The following is a 17504-nucleotide window of genomic DNA, read 5'->3' on the forward strand; positions in this document are numbered from 1 at the left end:
GTTACCCACAGGAAAAAGAAAAAGCCTTTCCGATTAGGAAGGGCTTTTTTTATTCTTATTTATCAAGCTGGCGATGGTCTGCTTTTTCTGCGCGCGCCATTGCTTCACGGTCATCTGCATCGGCAACTTCAGAAGAATATTCTACATCTACACCTTCAGGCTGCTTTAGATCCGCTTCGGTCAAACCGTCCTTTTCATTTTCCAACTGGTTCTTTTCATTGTCCATGGGTATTCCTCCTTCAGCAGTATAGGTCATCATGGAGAGGTTAACGTTGTTTTTTTCTGTATATGGAACTACTTGATTTGTGAAGAGGTTTGGGATGTATATTCATTTTTTTCCCTGCCATTAGCGGACTTAAACTCTTCTTTGTAAAGCACTTCCTGCGTTTTGGTCAAAGCAGCATTGCGCTCCTCAGCCTGCCGTTTTTTACTTTTCATGCCTTTCTCCCCCTTTAAAAGAAATAAAAAAAAGAAGATCACCCGGCAAGCAACAGAACTTACTGAGTCATCCCCTTTATAGTTTTTCCTTTAATGGCGCGAAATATTTAAGCCTCTTTCAGCTGGTTTTCGTCAAACATCTCGTGTTGATGCTGAGTTCTCAACTGATGAAGCACATAGTTATCTTTTTCGATTTGATACAGGTTATACACATCTCCATCACGGTTCAGTTGCTGATAAATGTCTGGACGGGCTTCATTGGCCAGCGTCACATAAGGAATCTTTTGAGCCGCCTTTTGGGAGCGTGGGTTCGATTTTCGAATCCGCATAAATACGGTATTAATGTTATGCTCATAAAACAATTCAGAAAAGAAATGTTCTTTCGCAAGCTTGTTATAGCCCTTTCCAAAGTACGGCTGTCCAATCCAGGTGCCTAAAAAACCACACCCGTCCTGTATGTCGTACAGGCTGATCGCTCCAATCGGATTATACCACTCATCCAGAATGGTCCTGGAGATCGTTTCTCCGCGTTCTTCTTCTTCAATCGTCTGTTTGGTGAGGAACATAAATTCCTCGAGACATTCGGTTTTTTGCCGAACAAAAGGAAAAACTTCCGGGTGCGCCATTAAATTGAAAAGAACATGACAGTCGTTTAAATCACGCTTTTTTAACAATTTAATCCCTCCTGGAGGGCAGAAAAATCCCACCCTCGAATTAAGAATAAAAATTAATTCGGGGTGGGAATCGAACCCACTAGGACCAGAAAATCTGGTGGCGCACCAATTGCCTTCCCTATGGTTTTTACTTATTCATTTATACTTGAATCATATGATATTTTACTGAAAAAGAAAATAGTTTTTTTGTTTATTTTTTATAAAAAAAGCGCTTATTTTTGTAAAGAATTTTCCCCTGAATCATGGTCATTACAGAGTGGGAGGAAAAATGGAACGGATGCTCCGACCACAGGCTGATATCTCCGTCTTTTCCGGGTTCCAAACTTCCAATCCGCTGGTCCACTCCAAGATTTTTTGCCGGGTTAATGGTGATGCCTCTAAGGGCATTTTCTTCGCTCAATCCTTCCCGTACAGAAAGAGCAGCACATACATTCAAATACTGGATGGGTGTATAAGGATGATCAGTGGTGATTGAAACCTCAATTCCGTGGTCAGCCAAAACTTTATAAGTTTCCCATGTTTTGTTTTTTAGTTCGATCTTTGACCTTCTCGTCAGCGTGGGTCCAACTGAAACTTGAAGGCCCCGTCCGGATAATTCGTTGGCTACCAAATGGCCTTCCGTGCAATGCTCGATTCTTAAATCGAGGTTGAATTCGTCCGCCAGTCTCACAGCAGACAGGATGTCATCTGCACGGTGAGCATGAATACGGACCGGGATTTCCCGTTCCAAAGCTGCCAGAAGAGGGGCGATTCTTAAATCTTCCGTAAATGTTGAAGCTTTTGCATGATAAAACGCTTCACGCAGCATTCCCATAATGCCCATCCGGGTAATGGAATTATTTTCCTTACCGCTGTGAATCCTTTTTGGATTTTCTCCAAGGGCCACTTTCAGCCCGGCAAGTTCTTTCATGAGCATATTACGGATATCAGTGCCGGCTGTCTTAATGACCGATGTGGTTCCACCAATGACATTGGAGCTGCCCGGCATAATATGGACGGCGGTGATTCCATGTTGAATGGCATCGATAAATCCGCTGTCCAGAGGATGGCATCCATCGATTGCACGGATATGGGGAGTGAGAACCTCATTGGTTTCATTGGCATCATTGCCTGCCCAGCCTGTACCTTCGTCATAAAGACCCAAATGGGTATGAACATCAATCAGGCCTGGCAAGAGGTGGAAGCCCACCGCTTCGATAACTTCCATGTCTGAAGAGGGCTCAATGGCCGGAGCAAGATGGAGAATCTTGCCGTTCTGGATGAGAATATCCCCTCTTTTCATGACTGGGGATGTTATGGGGTAAACCTTGGCGCCTTTAATGAGTGTTTTCAACTGCATCACCTATTTTTCTTTTTTTGTTATATATATTGCAGATTACTTAAGCAAATTCTCCAGCGCCTCTTGAGCCCGCGGGTAATGGTAGGTAAATCCCTTTTTTACGGCCTTTTCCGGATAGGCATGCTGTCCCTCCAGGATCAGTACACTCATCTCGCCAAGCAGGCTCTTGATGGCGAAGGAGGGAGCAGGAAGCCAGTGGGGACGTCCCAGTGCTTCTCCGAGCTCTTTGCCGAAATCACTATTCTGTACGGGATAAGGTGCTGTTACATTAATCGGTCCTTCAATGCCAGGCTGCAGGCAAAATTCAATAAGCCTGGCCGCATCTTCAAGATGAATCCATGATACCCACTGTCTGCCTGTACCGATTCTTCCGCCGGCAAAAAATTTATAGGGCAAGGCCATTTGGGACAGTGCACCGCCTTTTTCACTAAGGATGACGCCAAACCGCGCAAAAACGGTGCGCATCCCAAATACACTGGCATGGCTAGCTTTTTGCTCCCAAAGCCGGGATACTTCCGAGAGAAAATTTTCGTTTTTCGGTGTGGAGCGTTCAGTGAAATGCTCTTGTTCCGATGTTCCGTAATAACCGACAGCCGAGGCATTGACCAGCACGGACGGTTTTTCGGGGAGCTTAGACAGGATACGCAGCACTTCATCCGTCGCCTTCATCCGGCTGTCCATTATTTTTTTCTTTTTCTCACCTGTCCACCTTCCGTTGATGCTTTCACCGGCCAGATTAATAAAGGCATCGATGCCTTGAAGCTCCCGTTCCGGTGAACTCTCTTGAGCGAGCCAAGGCACATAGTGCAGCTTCGGATCGTCGGATTTTTTGTCAGAACGCGTCAGTATGTATATTTCATGGCTTTTCGACAGCAAGAGTTTAGTGATGGCTGAACCGATGAGTCCAGTGCCGCCGGTTATCGCAATTTTCATAAAAACCTCCTGAATGGTAATTTTCCTGAATATTTATTTAAAAATTAAGAATATTTGTTATAATTGCACTGTAATTATATCAATCTTTTAAGGGGGAGCCTAATGGAAACACAGCCGAGCACGATTAGAAAGAAAAGTAATCCGGTCGCAAAGGCCTTGATCTGGATTGCTGTTGCCCTTGCTGGAGGCATTAGCTTATCTGTTATTGCCCTGCAGAGGGACGAACACATTAATGCCATCTGGTTCGTGGTGGCATCGCTCGCTACCTACGCAGTTGCTTATCGCTTTTATTCCCGTTTTATCTCCAATAAAATCTTCGGATTGGACAAGAGCCGTGCAACGCCGGCAGAAAGGTACGCGGACGGTAAGGATTATGTGCCAACCAATAAATGGGTCCTTTATGGACATCATTTTGCTGCGATTGCCGGTGCGGGTCCACTGGTGGGGCCAACTCTTGCGGCCCAGATGGGATATCTTCCGGGAACGATTTGGATTGTCGCAGGAGCCGTCCTTGCGGGCTGCGTCCAGGATTTCGTCGTCCTGATTATTTCCATGAGGCGGAAAGGTAAATCTATCGGGGAGATCGCAAGAGAAGAGATCGGTCCTGTCGGAGGATACCTTGCACTCGTTGGTGTGTTTGCCATCATGATCATTTTGATTGCTGTTTTGGGGCTTGTAGTTGTAAACGCTTTAAAAGCAAGCCCTTGGGGGATGTATACCATTGCGATGACCATTCCGATTGCTTTATTCATGGGAATCTACATGAAATTTTTGCGGCCGGGACGGGTGGGGGAAGCTTCCATCATCGGGTTTGCTCTGTTGATTTTTGCACTTGTAAGCGGTCAATGGGTGGCAGACTCTGCTACACTGGCTCCGATGTTTACATTCGAAGGAAAAACGATCGCCATTATGATGATTGTTTACGGATTTCTCGCTTCCGTGCTTCCAGTCTGGCTTTTGCTCGCTCCGCGTGATTACTTGAGCACATTTTTGAAGGTTGGGGTCATCGGTTTGCTTGCCATAGGCATATTCATTGTTATGCCTGAAATCAAAATGCCTGCGCTGACCAGGTTTGTGGACGGAACAGGTCCGGTTTTCTCGGGGAATCTGTTTCCCTTTTTGTTCATCACCATTGCCTGTGGAGCAGTCTCGGGATTCCACTCCTTGATTTCTTCTGGTACAACCCCAAAGCTGATCGCCAATGAGAAACATGCCAACATGATTGGATATGGCGGAATGCTGACCGAATCCTTTGTAGCGGTAATGGCTCTTGTTGCAGCTACCCTTTTATCGCCAGGCGTTTATTTTGCGATCAACTCGCCGGGAGCGGCAATCGGCCCAGATGTAAGCGCTGCCGCATCGACGATTTCCTCATGGGGATTCTCGGTCAGTGCGGATGAAATCAATTCGCTTGCCCAGCAAGTGGATGAAGAGAGCATTCTTTCGCGGACAGGAGGTGCTCCGTCATTAGCTGTCGGAATGGCACATATTTTTTCCAAAATTGTCGGCGGGCCTCAGCTTATGGCGTTTTGGTACCATTTCGCCATCCTCTTTGAGGCGGTCTTCATATTAACGACGATTGATGCAGGAACGAGGGTCGGCCGCTTTATGCTGCAAGATTTACTCGGCAACATTTGGAAGCCGATCGGAAAAACAGACTGGATGCCTGCAGTTTATATTACAAGTGCCATTGTTGTTGCGGGATGGGGTTATTTCCTTGTAGTAGGCGTCACTGACCCGCTCGGCGGCATCAACACGCTCTGGCCGCTCTTTGGCATAACAAATCAAATGCTGGCAGCTATTGCTCTCACTGTAGCGACAACAGTCATCATCAAGATGGGCAAAACCAAATATTGCTGGGTAACGCTGGCACCACTTGCCTGGCTCATCATTGTAACATTTACAGCCGGCTGGCAAAAAATCTTTTCTCAGCTTCCGAACATTGGCTTCCTAAAGCAGGCAGAAGTGACACAGCAGGCGTTAACTGCAGGAAAGCTTCCACCGACCATACCGACTGCCGAAGCAGCCAAACAGATTATCTTTAACAACCAGTTAAATGCGGTGCTTACCGGTATCTTTATGCTTCTTATTCTCGGTGTTCTGATTGATGCCATGAGGATTTGGGGAAAAGTATGGTTTAAGAAAGAAGAACTGCCGACAAGTGAGGAGCCGTTTAAACAGACGAAAATCAGCGAGGTGTCCTGATGAAAACTCTGATTCAAAAAATCAGGCAGGGGGCTGGAGTTATCTCCAAGATCGGGAAGGGGGTTTCCAATCTTCCGGATTATGAGTCCTACGTGGCTCATATAAAACAACATCATCCAGAGGTTGCCCCGCCCACAGAGGCCGAATTTTTCACTGATTTCCTGGACAAAAAATACGGGGCATCCGCCAAAAGATGCTGTTAGAAACGAGAGTCCGCATAAGGTTTTGCGGGCTCTTTTGCTTGGTCTTATATGTTAAAATAAACGTAGTAGCGGGGTGATAAATATGACAGTCATTACAAAGATCACAACTCAAAAAAAGAATGCGGACCGGTTCAATATCTATATCGATCAGGGCAAGGGAGAAGAGTATGGATTCAGCGTTGATACTGATATTTTGATTCAATTCAAATTGAAAAAAGGATTGGAAATCAATACTGAGGAGCTAAAAAACCTCCTGTATGAAGATGAAATCAAAAAAGGATTTAACACCTCTCTTCAATATTTGTCATTTCGAATGAGGTCAGTGAAGGAAGTCCGGGATTACCTGAAAAAGAAGGAATACGAGGATAACGCGATCGAAGAGGTCATCAAGCGGCTGCTGGAGTACCGGTATCTTGATGATGCCGAGTTTGCCCTGATGTTTGTACGGACGAGAAAGAATACGACATCAAAAGGGGTGGGAGTCATAACAAGAGAGCTTTCGCAAAAAGGCATCCCCCAACCTGTTATTGAAAAAGCGATGAAGGAATTTCCACTTGAAGAGCAAATTGAGGCGGCTGTTTCTTTCGCTCAGAAAAAGGCAAACCAAAATAAAGGCTTGTCCAGTAATGAACGGCGAAATAGAATATCCCAGCAGCTCCTGCAAAAAGGACACTCCTGGGATGTGATTGAAGAAGCTCTGGGAAATATTGACCTGAAAAGCTCAAGGGAGGAGGAAATGGAAGCCTTGTTAAAACAGGCCAACAAGGCCCATAGGCGCTATAAAAAGTTTTCCGGGCTGCAATATCGCAACAAAATGAAACAGCATTTATATGGTAAAGGATTTCCTATCGATTTAATCGATGAAGTGCTGAATTCTGATTTTACCGATCAATAAAGATCTCGCCCGCATTTCCGGTGTCTTCAGCTGCAATTTGCGCAGCCACCTGCTCAGGTGTTTTAAAGCGGGATTTGTCCTTCACATGGTCGCTGTCGTTCCAAAACGGCGTATCCATGCCTCCCATGTAAACCGCTGTTACGCTGATTCCGGTTCCGTCCAGTTCTTTTACCAGACTTTCCGTAAATCCCCTCACGGCAAATTTGCTCGCACAATAGACGGATTCATTTACTTTCCCCCGAAGTCCGGCGGTGGAAATGATATTCATGATTTGGCCTTGTGCTTTATCCTTTAAATAAGGCAAAGCCGTCATCGTAGTATATATTGTGCCTTTTACATTGGTATCCAGCAAAAGGTTTACGTCCTCCTCTGTAAACTTTTCCAGCGGCCCAAAGATACCCGATCCGGCATTATTGATCAGCATATGTATATCCTCTTGCTGAAAAAGCTGTCCAAATACACGTTTCACTTCCTCCATGGATGTTACATCACAGGCATAACAATCCGCCTGCTGCCCTCTTTGCATCACCAGCTCTTTCACCAGCGTCAATTTATTTAAGGTGCGCCCGATAAGGATTACTTTATACTTTTTTGCATATTCTTCCGCCAGCGCCGCTCCAAGTCCTGAGCCGCCTCCGGTAATAATCACTGATTTCATGGGATCATCCTTTCAATTCGTTTGGATTCTTATACAATGTTTATTATACTAAAAGCAGTAGAATGGAGGCTCATCATGGAAAAAAGATATAGTGAAATGAATAAGACAGAACTTCAGAACGAAATTGCTGACCTTCATGCAAAAGCGCAAAAGGCGGAACAGATGGGAATGGTAAGCGAATTTGCCGTGTATGAGCGTAAAATTATGATGGCGAAATCATATATGCTGGACCCGACCCTGTTTGATCCCGGAAAAACATACGGGGTAGAGGGGGCTCCCGGATCTTCCTTTAAAATATTGTACATGAATGGAATTTTTGCATGGGGATACCGAGACGAATCGCAGGAAATGGAAGCTTTCCCGATCGCCATGCTGCAGCAGCCCGGCCAATAATTGAAAAAAGAAGCGGAAAGGACCGCTTCTTTTTCCGGCACTACTAACGCTTGCGTGTGTGGATGAAGCCGCTTGGCATCGCTGAATGTTTCAGCAACATCCATAACCGCAAGAGCTATTGATCATCCCGGTGTCGATTGGATTGAAACATTCGCTCCTGTGGATGGTCACGAATGGATCCGTCTGGCCGCTTGGAAGAGAATTCTTCTTTGGCTCTCGGCTCACCTGAGAAGGAGATCCGATTAGGAAAGTTTTTCGATTTGTTTCGCATGTTTAGCCCTCCTTAAAATCGGTTCCCATCTAGTATGGTTTGAATAAAACCCTTTAATGTGAACAGAAAACGGCAAAATAATGGATAAGGAGGAAGAAAAAATGGAGGAAAGATTTGACCGCCTTGCCCGTGTGCTCATGTCCAAAAATGAACATCTCACTTATGACGACGCCAGAAGCTGGACCGAAGGATTATGGGAAGATTTCGAGTCCTCCCGTGCGAGGGCGGGATACGAATATGGCGGTAAAAATAAAACTGAAGAAATGGTTGTGCAATGGATGAACAGTTTTGGTCCCAAGCTCCATGAATACGAAACATCCAATCCAAAATTTAAACATTTGAAAAAAAAGAAGTGATGAAGGGAGTTTCCTTCATCACTCGTTTTTTAATACACCCGGTGTAAAATCCAGTTTTTTTCGCAATCTGTCTTCGCTGTATACCCAGCCGGTATAAGACGTTATGATATTTAACTCTTCATCCAGCTGGACAATGGCTACAAAGGGATAATGCCCCTTGCTCCTGTAGCGGAGGTCGATAAAACGGACTTCATGTCCATGGCTGTTCTTTTCTACCTCCCACCGGTAAACCGGTGAAAAGGAAAGGAACGCCGAAAGGTTTTTGTCTTTCTTGGCGGCCTGAATAACGTCTGTATCCGGCACTTCTACACGGTCAAAGGTATCGAGCACCCTAAAACGGCCTTGTTTCATGTTGCCTACAAAGAATTGATGCTTTGTTTTAATGGCCAGGTGGTATTGTCCCCATTTAATGGTTGGGGATGCGATGACTTCGATCGTCTCCGGTATATGATGCCGGACAACCTGCGTGATCCGGTGCCGGTTCCAGATCCTGAGCAAATAATAACCGGCCAGGATAATATAAATCACTGCAAATGTCCTTCCCGGATCAAAGCCTCCATACCATAGCGCCAATCCGAGCAAATGAAGGATGAAAATGAACGGGTCAAAAATGCTGATCACTCCCAGAGCGACCCACTTTTTTGAAAAAGGATAGAGAGCCTGTGTACCATAAGCATTAAATATATCGACAAAAACATGGAGCAACACCGCCAGAGACGTCCAAAGCCATAAATGCAGACCATTGGCTTCAGGGCTTAGCCCATAGATAATTAACGAGAGTACAGCCGGCCATATAAACAGGGCAGGTACCGAGTGGGTGATCCCCCGATGGTTGCGGATGTAAACGGCATTGTTCCTTAATTTTAATATGGTGTCAAAATCGGGTGCTTGTGAACCAACCAGCGTACCGAGTATAACAGCATGGGCAGTAATGGAATCGGAAGAGACGGCCGGATCGAGCATTGCCAGCCCGCCAAGCCCGAGCCCCATTACGACATGGGTTCCAGTATCCAATTTACACACCTCCTTACGTGTTTAGTGGTAGAAGGGAGGATCTTACCTTGAATGATAAAATAACGGTTTTTATTGAATATAAAGTAAACTCCGATCGAGTCGGCCAATATGAAAAGTATATGAAAAAAGTGCTTGCTGCATTAAAAAAAGATGGTGTGTCAACGCCTGTCTGGATGAAAGCCATCGACCAGGATTTTCTGTATGTTGAATGTTTTGATGTCAGTGATCCGCAAGCTTACATCTCCATTAAAGAAAAGCGACTGTCCACAGATCATTCCGTTTATGGAGCGCTGGAGCAAATGATTTCCGGCGGTCTGTCAAAGCTCCATTGCTGGGCATTTCAAAAGAAAGGTGAAGAAGCATTTTGAATTCTTATACTGACGATTTTTCGATTTTGGATTTTCAGCGAGACCTGGTGGACTGGTACAAAATGAACCAGCGTGATCTGCCATGGAGAGCGGATCAGGATCCCTATAAAGTATGGGTCTCAGAAATCATGCTCCAACAAACCCGTGTGGACACGGTTATTCCCTACTTCAATCGGTTCCTCGGCCTTTTTCCAACGCTCGAAGCGCTTGCCGAAGCAGATGAAGAGAAGGTGTTGAAGGCATGGGAGGGTTTAGGTTATTATTCCCGTGTTCGCAATTTGCAAACCGCGGTAAAAGCGGTTGCCGAGCAATATGGAGGAAGAGTCCCCGATACACCGGATGAGATATCCAAGCTGAAAGGTGTCGGGCCTTATACTGCAGGAGCGATACTTAGTATTGCCTACGGCGTTCCCGAACCCGCGGTGGATGGCAATGTGATGCGTGTGCTGTCACGGATTCTGCTCATTGAAGAAGATATTGGAAAGCCCAAAACCCGGACTTTATTTGAAAAGGCGGTTCGCGAACTTATTTCAAAGGAAGATCCTTCTTCATTCAACCAGGCATTGATGGAGCTTGGAGCCTTGATCTGCACACCAAAGTCTCCGGCTTGCCTGATTTGCCCTGTGCATGATCACTGTCGTGCCTTCGAACAGGGGAGGCAGCGGGAGCTTCCTGTAAAAGAGAAAAAAACAAAGGCTCGGCAGGTGGATATGGCTGCCCTGATTTTGCGAAGACAAGATGGAAGATACCTCATTCACAAGCGCCCCAAGGATGGCCTTCTCGCCAATCTGTGGGAATTTCCGAATGTTCCAGTCAAAAAAAGAGGGCAGAGCGAAACCGAAGATATTACGGTTTTTCTTGAAGCCGAATGGGGAATTACCGCAGAAATCGGTGATCATATCAGTAACCTTGAACACATATTTTCCCACCTGAAGTGGGATATTCAAATATTCGAAGGGAGATGTATCAATGAAAATGGGGAAAAGGATAATCTCAAGTGGGTGACCTTTAAAGAAATGGAGACTTATCCTTTCCCGGTCTCACATCAAAAAATCATAAAATTGGCGAAAGAGGTGGCAGTCTTATGAATTTAAATCTGGATCAGAAAAAAGTATTAATCACTGGAGGTTCCAAGGGCATTGGAAAGGGAATTGCCCATCTGTTCCTGAAAGAAGGAGCAATTGTCGGCATATGCGGCCGACAGGAGCAGGCGCTGACAGAAGCAAGGGAAGAATTGGGCCAATCTCTTTTTACCATTCAGGGGGATGTGACGTTATCTGAAGATCGGGAACGCATTCTTCAGGATTTCATCTCGCATTTTGGCGGCATTGATATCCTTGTTAATAATGCGGGAGGAAGCAATGGATCGGCTGTAATGGAAACCACAATGGACCAGTTTGAGGAATCCGTGCATTTGAATTATTTGTCTGCGGTTGGAATGAGCAAGCTGGCAGCGGCAGAAATGGTCAAACAGGAAAAAGGCACAATACTTAACATTTCATCCATCTTCGGCCGGGAGTCGGGTGGAAAGCCAACCTACAATGGCAGTAAAGCGGCCCTCATCTCGTTTACAAAGTCCTTTGCAGATGAAATGATATCCCAGGGCGTGAGGGTTGCGGGAATTGCGCCTGGTTCTGTATTGCATCCGACGGGGAACTGGCAGCGCAGGCTTAAAGAAACTCCGGAGAAAATCAACCAGTATATTCAGCAAAACATTCCAGCCCAGCGATTTGGAACGGTAGAGGAAATTGCCAACACGGTTGTGTTTTTGGCATCTGACCGTGCATCCTGGGTGGTTGGCGCCACGTTGAACGTTGACGGCGGGCAATCGTACAGTAATTTTTAAATGAAAAGGTGATCCTGGACGTTCAGGATCACCTTTGTGTGTTTAGTCCACCTTGGGGGCAGTGCCTCTCTCATAACTTGCTTCGCCGCTTTTCAGACCGCCCCTGGCTTCGATTTCCTTGATGATTTCTCGATGTATGGTCACACCTTCTTCGTTTAAATAAGGTGTAATCTGCTGGAAAGACTGGTGGAAGTATGCCAGTTCACTGTCCTTCCAATCCTTTTTATTCATCATATCCAGCTCGCTCATGTCTCTTCCTACATACATGATTTTACCTCCCAGTGCCAGTTTTGGTGCATTCACACCACGTTAAAATTCTTTTTTAGTTTTTCATCACATTTGCAATCCTATACCCGGTCTGGGGATGCCGCAACCACGAAAAATATTCATCAAAAAATTTTCTTTTGCTCACATAAAAACATTTGAGGAGGGTTAAATTAATTTTCGTGGAGGTGATACACATGGACAAACAGTCAAAAACAAACGCACAGCAAGTTAGACGTCAAAACCAACAGTCTCAAGCTGGCCAAGGTCAATACGGTGCTGAGTTCGGAAGCGAAACTGACGCTCAACAGGTTCGTCAGCAAAACGCTCAATCTCAACAACGCAAAGGCCAAGGTAACCAACAGTAACCTCTATCCATTAATGCTCCCTGCTATACGCAGGGGGCATTTTTGGTTTTCTTGGGTTTTTTGACTACATACAGGGGGAAAAGAACTAGGCAATGAAAAAATGGGCGAGCTTTTTTTCAATAAACAGGGTAACTATCATTTCCAAACTATTCGTAAAACGATATACTATAGAAGAGAAAATAACGTAAAGTGACTGATTCTTGGGGATGATGAACGCCGGGCAGGGCTAGAATAGTGATGAGACGACACAATGAACGTATTTTGCAACGAAGCTGGTGAATTACCTATATGTATTATTTTAATCGGAAAGGAGTAACCACATAACTGGTAAACCATTGGCTTCCGGAATCGCGAAGGAAAGGAGAGGCATATGAGTTTTCCCACACCCGGAAGTATTATTGATATTCAAAGCTACAAACATAATGGATCGCTCCATCGAACCTGGGAAGATACGGTTATCCTGAAAGGAAGTTCGTCCGTTGTTATCGCAGGCAATGACCGTATTCTCGTAACAGAATCAGATGGCAGGCAGTGGCGGACACGGGAACCGGCAATCTGCTACTTTAACGCCAAACAATGGTTTAATGTAATCGGCATGATCCGGCAGGATGGCTTTTACTACTATTGCAACCTGGGGACACCGTACATTTGGGATAATGAGGCGCTAAAATATATTGATTATGATTTGGATATAAAAGTTTTTCCTGATATGTCCTATATACTGCTTGATGAAGATGAATACAGCCTGCACCGACAGATCATGAAATACCCGCCAGAGCTTGATTACATTATCCAAAAGAACCTAAATGATTTAATTTCCATGATCAATCAGAGAAAAGGCCCGTTTGAACCTGGCTTTATTGAGCAATGGTACGAGCGGTATTTGGAATTCAGATAAGAAAAAACCTGTTGAATCAAGCATTCAACAGGTTTTTCTGCCCATAAGGATGTATACTATAGATGTTTGCGATGGACGCCTTGGTGGATCCGAACGGGATCTATCCTCAGGCGTTATTTTGGTATGAAAGCGTGTAGCTTTAGTGAGACAGCAGGAGAGTGACGGCCAACCTGTGTTGATTAAATAAAGTGTTGTGACTTTATGCCAAAACCCTCCAGTGTTTTTCGTCTCTGAACGCCTGCTTCAGCATTTCTCGATCTAGCTTCAGCAGGCAGAGCTTTGGTCATTTCGCTCTCCCGGTCTACACGAAAAGCGTGCAGCTGCGTGAGAGCTCCAATGCCCTGCAGCTCTGAACGCCTGCTTCAGCATTTCTAATTAGGGTGTGATGTTTTGGATAGTATTAAACGGTATTTGGGTTTTGTTAAACCTTATAAAAAACAGATCGCATGGACGATTGTGATCGGGATTTTAAAATTTGGAATTCCGCTCCTTATTCCGCTCATTTTAAAATATGTGGTAGACACGATCATTGGCGGGGAAGGATTAACGACCAGTGAAAAAATGGTCAAACTGCTTTGGCTGATGGGAGGAGCGTTCTTTATTTTTGGTGTGCTTCGGCCGCCAATTGAATATTACAGACAGTATTATGCCCAATGGGTGGGAAGCAAAGTTTTATACGATATAAGAGACAAACTGTATCAACATATTCAGCGGCTGTCTTTGCGTTTTTACTCCAATAATAAGTCGGGAGAAATCATCTCCAGGGTCATCAATGATGTGGAGCAAACGAAGGATTTTGTCATTACCGGATTAATGAATGTCTGGCTGGACATGTTCACAATTGTGATTGCCATCGTGATTATGGCAACCATGGACGGCTGGCTGACGCTGGTGGCTTTGGCTATGTTGCCGTTCTACGGTCTTTCGGTCAAATACTTTTATACAAGGCTCCGCGGACTCACCAAACAGAGGTCACAGGCACTCGCAGAAGTTCAAGGTCATTTGCACGAGAGGGTGCAGGGAATGTCCGTGATCCGGAGTTTTGCGCTTGAAGACTATGAACAGGTTCAATTTAACAAAAGAAATTCCCATTTTCTCAACAAAGCGATGGATCAGACGACATGGAATGCCAAAACGTTTGCCGTGGTGAACACCATAACGGATATTGCCCCTTTGCTTGTTATTGGCTTTGCGGCATACCGGGCCATCGGCGGTCATATTTCCGTCGGGGAAGTAGTGGCTTTTGCAGGGTATATGGACAGGCTGTACAACCCTCTGCGAAGACTTGTGAATTCCTCTACCACGCTGACACAGTCCCTCGCTTCCATGGACCGGGTTTTTGAATTTATGGATGAAGAATATGATATCTATGACCAACCAGAAGCCAGAAAACTTAACGGGGTAAAAGGTCAGCTTTCATTTGAAAATGTTTATTTCCGTTACAACGAGAGTGAACCTTATGTATTAAAAGGAATCAATCTGGAGGTTGAACCGGGTCAGACGATTGCGCTAGTGGGGATGAGTGGCGGAGGAAAATCCTCTCTCGTCAGTCTGATTCCAAGGTTTTATGATGTTTCCGAAGGCAGCATTCGGATGGACGGGGAAGACATTCGCAACTTTAAGGTACGTTCGTTGCGGGATAAAATCGGTATGGTTCTGCAGGATAACATTTTATTCAGTGAATCTGTAAAAGCCAATATTCTCATGGGAAATCCTGAAGCGTCTGATGAGGCAGTAATATCAGCGGCAAAAGCAGCGAACGCCCATGACTTTATCATGAGCCTCCCGGAAGGATATGACACAAAAATCGGAGAAAGGGGTGTCAAACTTTCCGGCGGTCAAAAGCAACGGCTCGCCATTGCCAGGGTTTTTCTTAAGAATCCGCCGATATTGATTTTGGATGAAGCTACTTCTGCTCTCGATTTGGAAAGTGAACACCTGATCCAGGAATCGCTCGACAAGCTTGCAAAAGAACGGACCACATTTATAGTAGCCCATCGATTGGCGACCATTACTCATGCCGACCGCATTGTTGTGGTGAATAATGGCGAAATTGCAGAAAGCGGAACCCATCAGGAACTTATGGCTCGGCAAGGAGTTTATTATAATCTGTTTACGGTTCAGCAGCTTGGAGATTAAATTCGCAAATGTAGGAATAAAGTTGTGATGGTAAATCAGAAAACTAAGGAAAAGGGCGGTGTACTCAGTGTGCATCGCCTCTTTTTATTATTAAAAAAGACCTGCATTTAACAAAAAAATGTTATTTCTTTTAAATTTTTAAAAATTTTCATATTGTCAAATTATCAGACTAGTGTCATAATTCGAAGTAGAGTGTCCTACTAAATGTTCACGCAGAAAGAAAAAAGCATCATAGAAAGGGGTTGGGTTAGTGAGCAGTCCTGTCTTGGAAGTTAAAGGATTAAGGACCTCCTTTATGACAGATGATGGTGAAATTTCTGTTGTTAATTCCATTGATTTTCAGGTGAATTCCGGCGAAGTGCTTGGAATCGTCGGAGAATCTGGATGCGGCAAGAGTGTTACCTCTTTATCTGTTATGGGACTTGTGCCTTCACCCGCGGGAAAAGTAGAGGGAGATATTCTGTTTAATGGGGAGAATCTTGTTTCTGCCTCGGAAAAAAGAATGAGACAAATCCGCGGAAATGAAATCGCCATGATTTTTCAGGAGCCGATGACAAGTTTAAATCCGGTTTTCACCATCGGCAGCCAGCTGATCGAAGCTTTGCAAATACATAAAAAATGGCCAAAGAAAAAAGCTCAGGCACATGCCGTTGATATGCTGAAAATGGTTGGTCTCCCACGTGCGGAAGAATTAATGAAAGAATTTCCGCATCAATTATCTGGAGGAATGCGCCAGAGGGTAATGATTGCCATGGCCATGATTTGTGCTCCGAAACTGCTGATTGCAGACGAGCCGACGACGGCTCTTGATGTCACGATTCAGGCACAGATTCTTGAGCTGATGAAAAAACTCAATGAAGAGACAGATACAGCCATCATGATGATCACGCATGATCTTGGTGTGGTGGCAGAAATGTGCCAGCGAGTGGTAGTTATGTATGCAGGAAAAGTAGTGGAAGAGGCAGATGTCAAAACCATCTTTACAAGTCCTAAGCATCCCTATACGGTGGGACTGATTCAGTCTGTACCGGACATGAGGGATAAGAAAGAAAGATTGTACTCTATTCCTGGAAATGTACCAAAGCCCGGCTCAGTAAAAGCGGGATGCCAATTTGCGCCCCGATGCGCCCACGCGTTTGACCGCTGTATCAGCGAAACGCCTGCGCTGGAAAGCCTTGGAGGCAGCCAAAGGGTCCGATGCTGGCTGTACGAGGATGAGAAAGGGGTAAACATCGTTGACCGAACCATTAGTTAAAGTTGAAAATCTGAAGAAGCATTTTCCGATAAAAGGCGGTCTTCTTGGAAAGACAGTTGGTGAGGTAAAGGCTGTAGACGGAATATCTTTTACCATCCAAAAAGGGGAAACACTTGGCCTTGTGGGAGAAAGCGGCTGCGGCAAGTCGACGACAGGGCGCATGCTCCTGAGACTTCTGGAACCAAGTGAAGGAAATGTCTTTTTTGAAGGAAAAGATGTTCTCGGCCTATCTTCAAATGAAATGCGCAAAATGAGAAGAGAAATGCAGATGGTGTTCCAGGATCCTTTTGCTTCACTTAATCCGAGGCACACCGTTGAAAAAATTTTGGAGGAGCCGCTGATCGTCCACGGTGTAAAAGATGCAAAGGAACGAAAGAAACGGGTGAAGGAGCTTTTGGAGGTTGTTGGACTGAACAGTTACCATGCCAAACGTTATCCCCATCAGTTCAGTGGTGGACAGCGTCAGCGGATCGGGATTGCGCGTGCACTGGCGGTTAACCCCAAGCTGATTATTGCTGATGAGCCTGTATCAGCACTTGATGTTTCCATCCAGTCACAGGTACTCAATCTTCTGCAAGATCTTCAAAAGGACTTTGGTTTAACTTATTTGTTTATTGCCCATGACCTCGGTGTGGTCAGACACATCAGTGACAGGGTAGGGGTCATGTACCTCGGCAGGATTGTTGAACTCGCCGACAGTGAACCGCTTTATGATAATCCGCTTCATCCTTATACCCAGGCTTTGCTTTCGGCGGTGCCTGTTCCGGACGTAGAGATCAAGAAGGAACGCATCATTCTTAAAGGGGATGTACCAAGTCCGTCCAATCCGCCCAAAGGTTGTGCATTTCATACCCGCTGCCCGCAGGCAATGGATGTGTGCTCTGCCAGACGGCCCGAATTTAAGGAAGTGGAAAAAGGCCATTACGTAGCTTGTCATCTTTATGAATGACAGCTCGTACACATAAATAGAGGCAAAAAAACTATATG

At 45.2% G+C, this 17504-nt stretch carries 22 protein-coding genes; 13 read left to right on the forward strand and 9 right to left on the reverse strand.

What is annotated here, in order from left to right; all coding sequences use genetic code 11:
• Positions 1–55: 55 nt before the first annotated feature.
• The 5 genes from BLT53_RS19200 to BLT53_RS19215 form a co-directional block, all read right to left on the reverse strand.
• Positions 56–226, reverse strand: coding sequence for a YfhD family protein (locus BLT53_RS19200; protein ID WP_129477712.1), 171 nt, complete (start codon positions 224–226; stop codon positions 56–58).
• 68 nt (positions 227–294) lie between these two features.
• Positions 295–438 carry a YfhE family protein gene (locus BLT53_RS24790; RefSeq protein ID WP_139168439.1) on the reverse strand — a complete coding sequence of 48 codons (144 nt, stop codon included), beginning with the start codon at positions 436–438 and terminating at the stop codon, positions 295–297.
• Positions 439–545: 107 nt separating this feature from the next.
• Positions 546–1112 (reverse strand): GNAT family N-acetyltransferase, encoded by a 567-nt coding sequence (locus BLT53_RS19205; RefSeq protein WP_090237478.1) that lies wholly within the window; start codon positions 1110–1112, stop codon positions 546–548.
• A gap of 190 nt (positions 1113–1302) precedes the next feature.
• Positions 1303–2445: an amidohydrolase gene (locus BLT53_RS19210; protein WP_090237479.1), complete on the reverse strand. Its 1143-nt coding sequence runs from the start codon at positions 2443–2445 to the stop codon at positions 1303–1305.
• A gap of 42 nt (positions 2446–2487) precedes the next feature.
• The gene (locus BLT53_RS19215; protein WP_090237481.1) at positions 2488–3384 is read right to left on the reverse strand and encodes a TIGR01777 family oxidoreductase; all 897 of its coding nucleotides are present in this window, start codon (positions 3382–3384) and stop codon (positions 2488–2490) included.
• Positions 3385–3486: 102 nt separating this feature from the next.
• Between BLT53_RS19215 and BLT53_RS19220 the strand changes: the two genes are divergently transcribed.
• The 3 genes from BLT53_RS19220 (at position 3487) to recX (ending at position 6687) form a co-directional block, all read left to right on the forward strand.
• Positions 3487–5589: a carbon starvation CstA family protein gene (locus tag BLT53_RS19220; RefSeq protein WP_090237482.1), complete on the forward strand. Its 2103-nt coding sequence runs from the start codon at positions 3487–3489 to the stop codon at positions 5587–5589.
• Complete coding sequence (locus tag BLT53_RS19225; RefSeq protein ID WP_090237484.1) at positions 5589–5792, forward strand: YbdD/YjiX family protein; 204 nt, start codon at positions 5589–5591, stop codon at positions 5790–5792. The genes BLT53_RS19220 and BLT53_RS19225 overlap by 1 nt, the downstream gene beginning before the upstream one ends.
• Positions 5793–5874: 82 nt before the next feature.
• Positions 5875–6687 carry a recombination regulator RecX gene (recX, locus tag BLT53_RS19230; protein WP_090237485.1) on the forward strand — a complete coding sequence of 271 codons (813 nt, stop codon included), beginning with the start codon at positions 5875–5877 and terminating at the stop codon, positions 6685–6687.
• Here the strand turns inward: recX and BLT53_RS19235 are convergent.
• Positions 6674–7345 carry an SDR family NAD(P)-dependent oxidoreductase gene (locus BLT53_RS19235; protein ID WP_090237487.1) on the reverse strand — a complete coding sequence of 224 codons (672 nt, stop codon included), beginning with the start codon at positions 7343–7345 and terminating at the stop codon, positions 6674–6676. The two genes, recX and BLT53_RS19235, sit on opposite strands and share 14 nt — an antisense overlap.
• Positions 7346–7420: 75 nt before the next feature.
• Here BLT53_RS19235 and BLT53_RS19240 point away from each other — a divergent pair, with 75 nt between their 5' ends.
• On the forward strand, positions 7421–7738 hold the full coding sequence (locus BLT53_RS19240) for a YfhH family protein (RefSeq protein WP_090237488.1): 318 nt from the start codon (positions 7421–7423) through the stop codon (positions 7736–7738).
• A gap of 115 nt (positions 7739–7853) precedes the next feature.
• Here BLT53_RS19240 and sspK read toward each other — a convergent pair whose 3' ends face one another.
• Entirely contained in the window at positions 7854–8009 is a 156-nt protein-coding gene (gene sspK / locus BLT53_RS19245) for a small, acid-soluble spore protein K (protein ID WP_090237490.1), read from the reverse strand.
• Positions 8010–8110: 101 nt separating this feature from the next.
• On the opposite strand from sspK, the gene BLT53_RS19250 reads away from it, so the two are divergent.
• Positions 8111–8365: a YfhJ family protein gene (locus BLT53_RS19250; RefSeq protein WP_090237491.1), complete on the forward strand. Its 255-nt coding sequence runs from the start codon at positions 8111–8113 to the stop codon at positions 8363–8365.
• 18 nt (positions 8366–8383) lie between these two features.
• Here BLT53_RS19250 and BLT53_RS19255 read toward each other — a convergent pair whose 3' ends face one another.
• A complete protein-coding gene (locus BLT53_RS19255) occupies positions 8384–9379 on the reverse strand; it encodes a metal-dependent hydrolase (protein ID WP_090237493.1) in 996 nt (331 codons plus the stop codon).
• 47 nt (positions 9380–9426) lie between these two features.
• Between BLT53_RS19255 and BLT53_RS19260 the strand changes: the two genes are divergently transcribed.
• From BLT53_RS19260 to BLT53_RS19270, 3 genes are read left to right on the forward strand one after another with little or no spacing between them, the layout of a single operon-like run.
• Positions 9427–9747: a hypothetical protein gene (locus BLT53_RS19260; protein ID WP_090237494.1), complete on the forward strand. Its 321-nt coding sequence runs from the start codon at positions 9427–9429 to the stop codon at positions 9745–9747.
• On the forward strand, positions 9744–10835 hold the full coding sequence (gene mutY, locus BLT53_RS19265; protein ID WP_090237496.1) for an A/G-specific adenine glycosylase: 1092 nt from the start codon (positions 9744–9746) through the stop codon (positions 10833–10835). Before BLT53_RS19260 ends, mutY begins: the two co-directional genes overlap by 4 nt.
• A complete protein-coding gene (locus tag BLT53_RS19270; RefSeq protein ID WP_090237497.1) occupies positions 10832–11593 on the forward strand; it encodes an SDR family NAD(P)-dependent oxidoreductase in 762 nt (253 codons plus the stop codon). The genes mutY and BLT53_RS19270 overlap by 4 nt, the downstream gene beginning before the upstream one ends.
• Positions 11594–11635: 42 nt before the next feature.
• Here BLT53_RS19270 and BLT53_RS19275 read toward each other — a convergent pair whose 3' ends face one another.
• Positions 11636–11860, reverse strand: coding sequence for a cytosolic protein (locus BLT53_RS19275; RefSeq protein WP_090237499.1), 225 nt, complete (start codon positions 11858–11860; stop codon positions 11636–11638).
• Positions 11861–12048: 188 nt separating this feature from the next.
• Between BLT53_RS19275 and BLT53_RS19280 the strand changes: the two genes are divergently transcribed.
• From BLT53_RS19280 to BLT53_RS19300, 5 genes are all read left to right on the forward strand, one after another.
• The gene (locus BLT53_RS19280; protein WP_090237575.1) at positions 12049–12225 is read left to right on the forward strand and encodes a gamma-type small acid-soluble spore protein; all 177 of its coding nucleotides are present in this window, start codon (positions 12049–12051) and stop codon (positions 12223–12225) included.
• A gap of 370 nt (positions 12226–12595) precedes the next feature.
• The gene (gene ntdP, locus BLT53_RS19285) at positions 12596–13123 is read left to right on the forward strand and encodes a nucleoside tri-diphosphate phosphatase (RefSeq protein WP_061974274.1); all 528 of its coding nucleotides are present in this window, start codon (positions 12596–12598) and stop codon (positions 13121–13123) included.
• Positions 13124–13513: 390 nt separating this feature from the next.
• Positions 13514–15262, forward strand: coding sequence for an ABC transporter ATP-binding protein (locus BLT53_RS19290; RefSeq protein WP_090237500.1), 1749 nt, complete (start codon positions 13514–13516; stop codon positions 15260–15262).
• Positions 15263–15557: 295 nt separating this feature from the next.
• Positions 15558–16517: an ABC transporter ATP-binding protein gene (locus BLT53_RS19295; RefSeq protein WP_090237577.1), complete on the forward strand. Its 960-nt coding sequence runs from the start codon at positions 15558–15560 to the stop codon at positions 16515–16517.
• Positions 16498–17466, forward strand: a complete 969-nt coding sequence (locus tag BLT53_RS19300) for an ABC transporter ATP-binding protein (RefSeq protein ID WP_090237502.1) — start codon at positions 16498–16500, stop codon at positions 17464–17466. Before BLT53_RS19295 ends, BLT53_RS19300 begins: the two co-directional genes overlap by 20 nt.
• Positions 17467–17504: the final 38 nt, after the last annotated feature.

It is taken from the genome of Fictibacillus solisalsi (assembly GCF_900103485.1).
Classification (GTDB): Bacteria; Bacillota; Bacilli; order Bacillales; family Fictibacillaceae; genus Fictibacillus_C; species Fictibacillus_C solisalsi.

What these genes read in the sequence shown, in the direction of transcription:
- BLT53_RS19275 (WP_090237499.1), bottom strand. Translation starts at nt 11,860, where the DNA reads ATGTATGTAGGAAGAGACATGAGCGAGCTGGATATGATGAATAAAAAG.
- sspK (WP_090237490.1), bottom strand. Translation starts at nt 8,009, where the DNA reads ATGCGAAACAAATCGAAAAACTTTCCTAATCGGATCTCCTTCTCAGGT.
- BLT53_RS19295 (WP_090237577.1), top strand. Translation starts at nt 15,558, where the DNA reads ATGACAGATGATGGTGAAATTTCTGTTGTTAATTCCATTGATTTTCAG.
- BLT53_RS19200 (WP_129477712.1), bottom strand. Translation starts at nt 226, where the DNA reads ATGGACAATGAAAAGAACCAGTTGGAAAATGAAAAGGACGGTTTGACC.
- ntdP (WP_061974274.1), top strand. Translation starts at nt 12,596, where the DNA reads ATGAGTTTTCCCACACCCGGAAGTATTATTGATATTCAAAGCTACAAA.
- BLT53_RS24790 (WP_139168439.1), bottom strand. Translation starts at nt 438, where the DNA reads ATGAAAAGTAAAAAACGGCAGGCTGAGGAGCGCAATGCTGCTTTGACC.
- recX (WP_090237485.1), top strand. Translation starts at nt 5,875, where the DNA reads ATGACAGTCATTACAAAGATCACAACTCAAAAAAAGAATGCGGACCGG.
- BLT53_RS19225 (WP_090237484.1), top strand. Translation starts at nt 5,589, where the DNA reads ATGAAAACTCTGATTCAAAAAATCAGGCAGGGGGCTGGAGTTATCTCC.
- BLT53_RS19215 (WP_090237481.1), bottom strand. Translation starts at nt 3,384, where the DNA reads ATGAAAATTGCGATAACCGGCGGCACTGGACTCATCGGTTCAGCCATC.
- BLT53_RS19235 (WP_090237487.1), bottom strand. Translation starts at nt 7,345, where the DNA reads ATGAAATCAGTGATTATTACCGGAGGCGGCTCAGGACTTGGAGCGGCG.
- BLT53_RS19240 (WP_090237488.1), top strand. Translation starts at nt 7,421, where the DNA reads ATGGAAAAAAGATATAGTGAAATGAATAAGACAGAACTTCAGAACGAA.
- BLT53_RS19250 (WP_090237491.1), top strand. Translation starts at nt 8,111, where the DNA reads ATGGAGGAAAGATTTGACCGCCTTGCCCGTGTGCTCATGTCCAAAAAT.
- BLT53_RS19220 (WP_090237482.1), top strand. Translation starts at nt 3,487, where the DNA reads ATGGAAACACAGCCGAGCACGATTAGAAAGAAAAGTAATCCGGTCGCA.
- BLT53_RS19270 (WP_090237497.1), top strand. Translation starts at nt 10,832, where the DNA reads ATGAATTTAAATCTGGATCAGAAAAAAGTATTAATCACTGGAGGTTCC.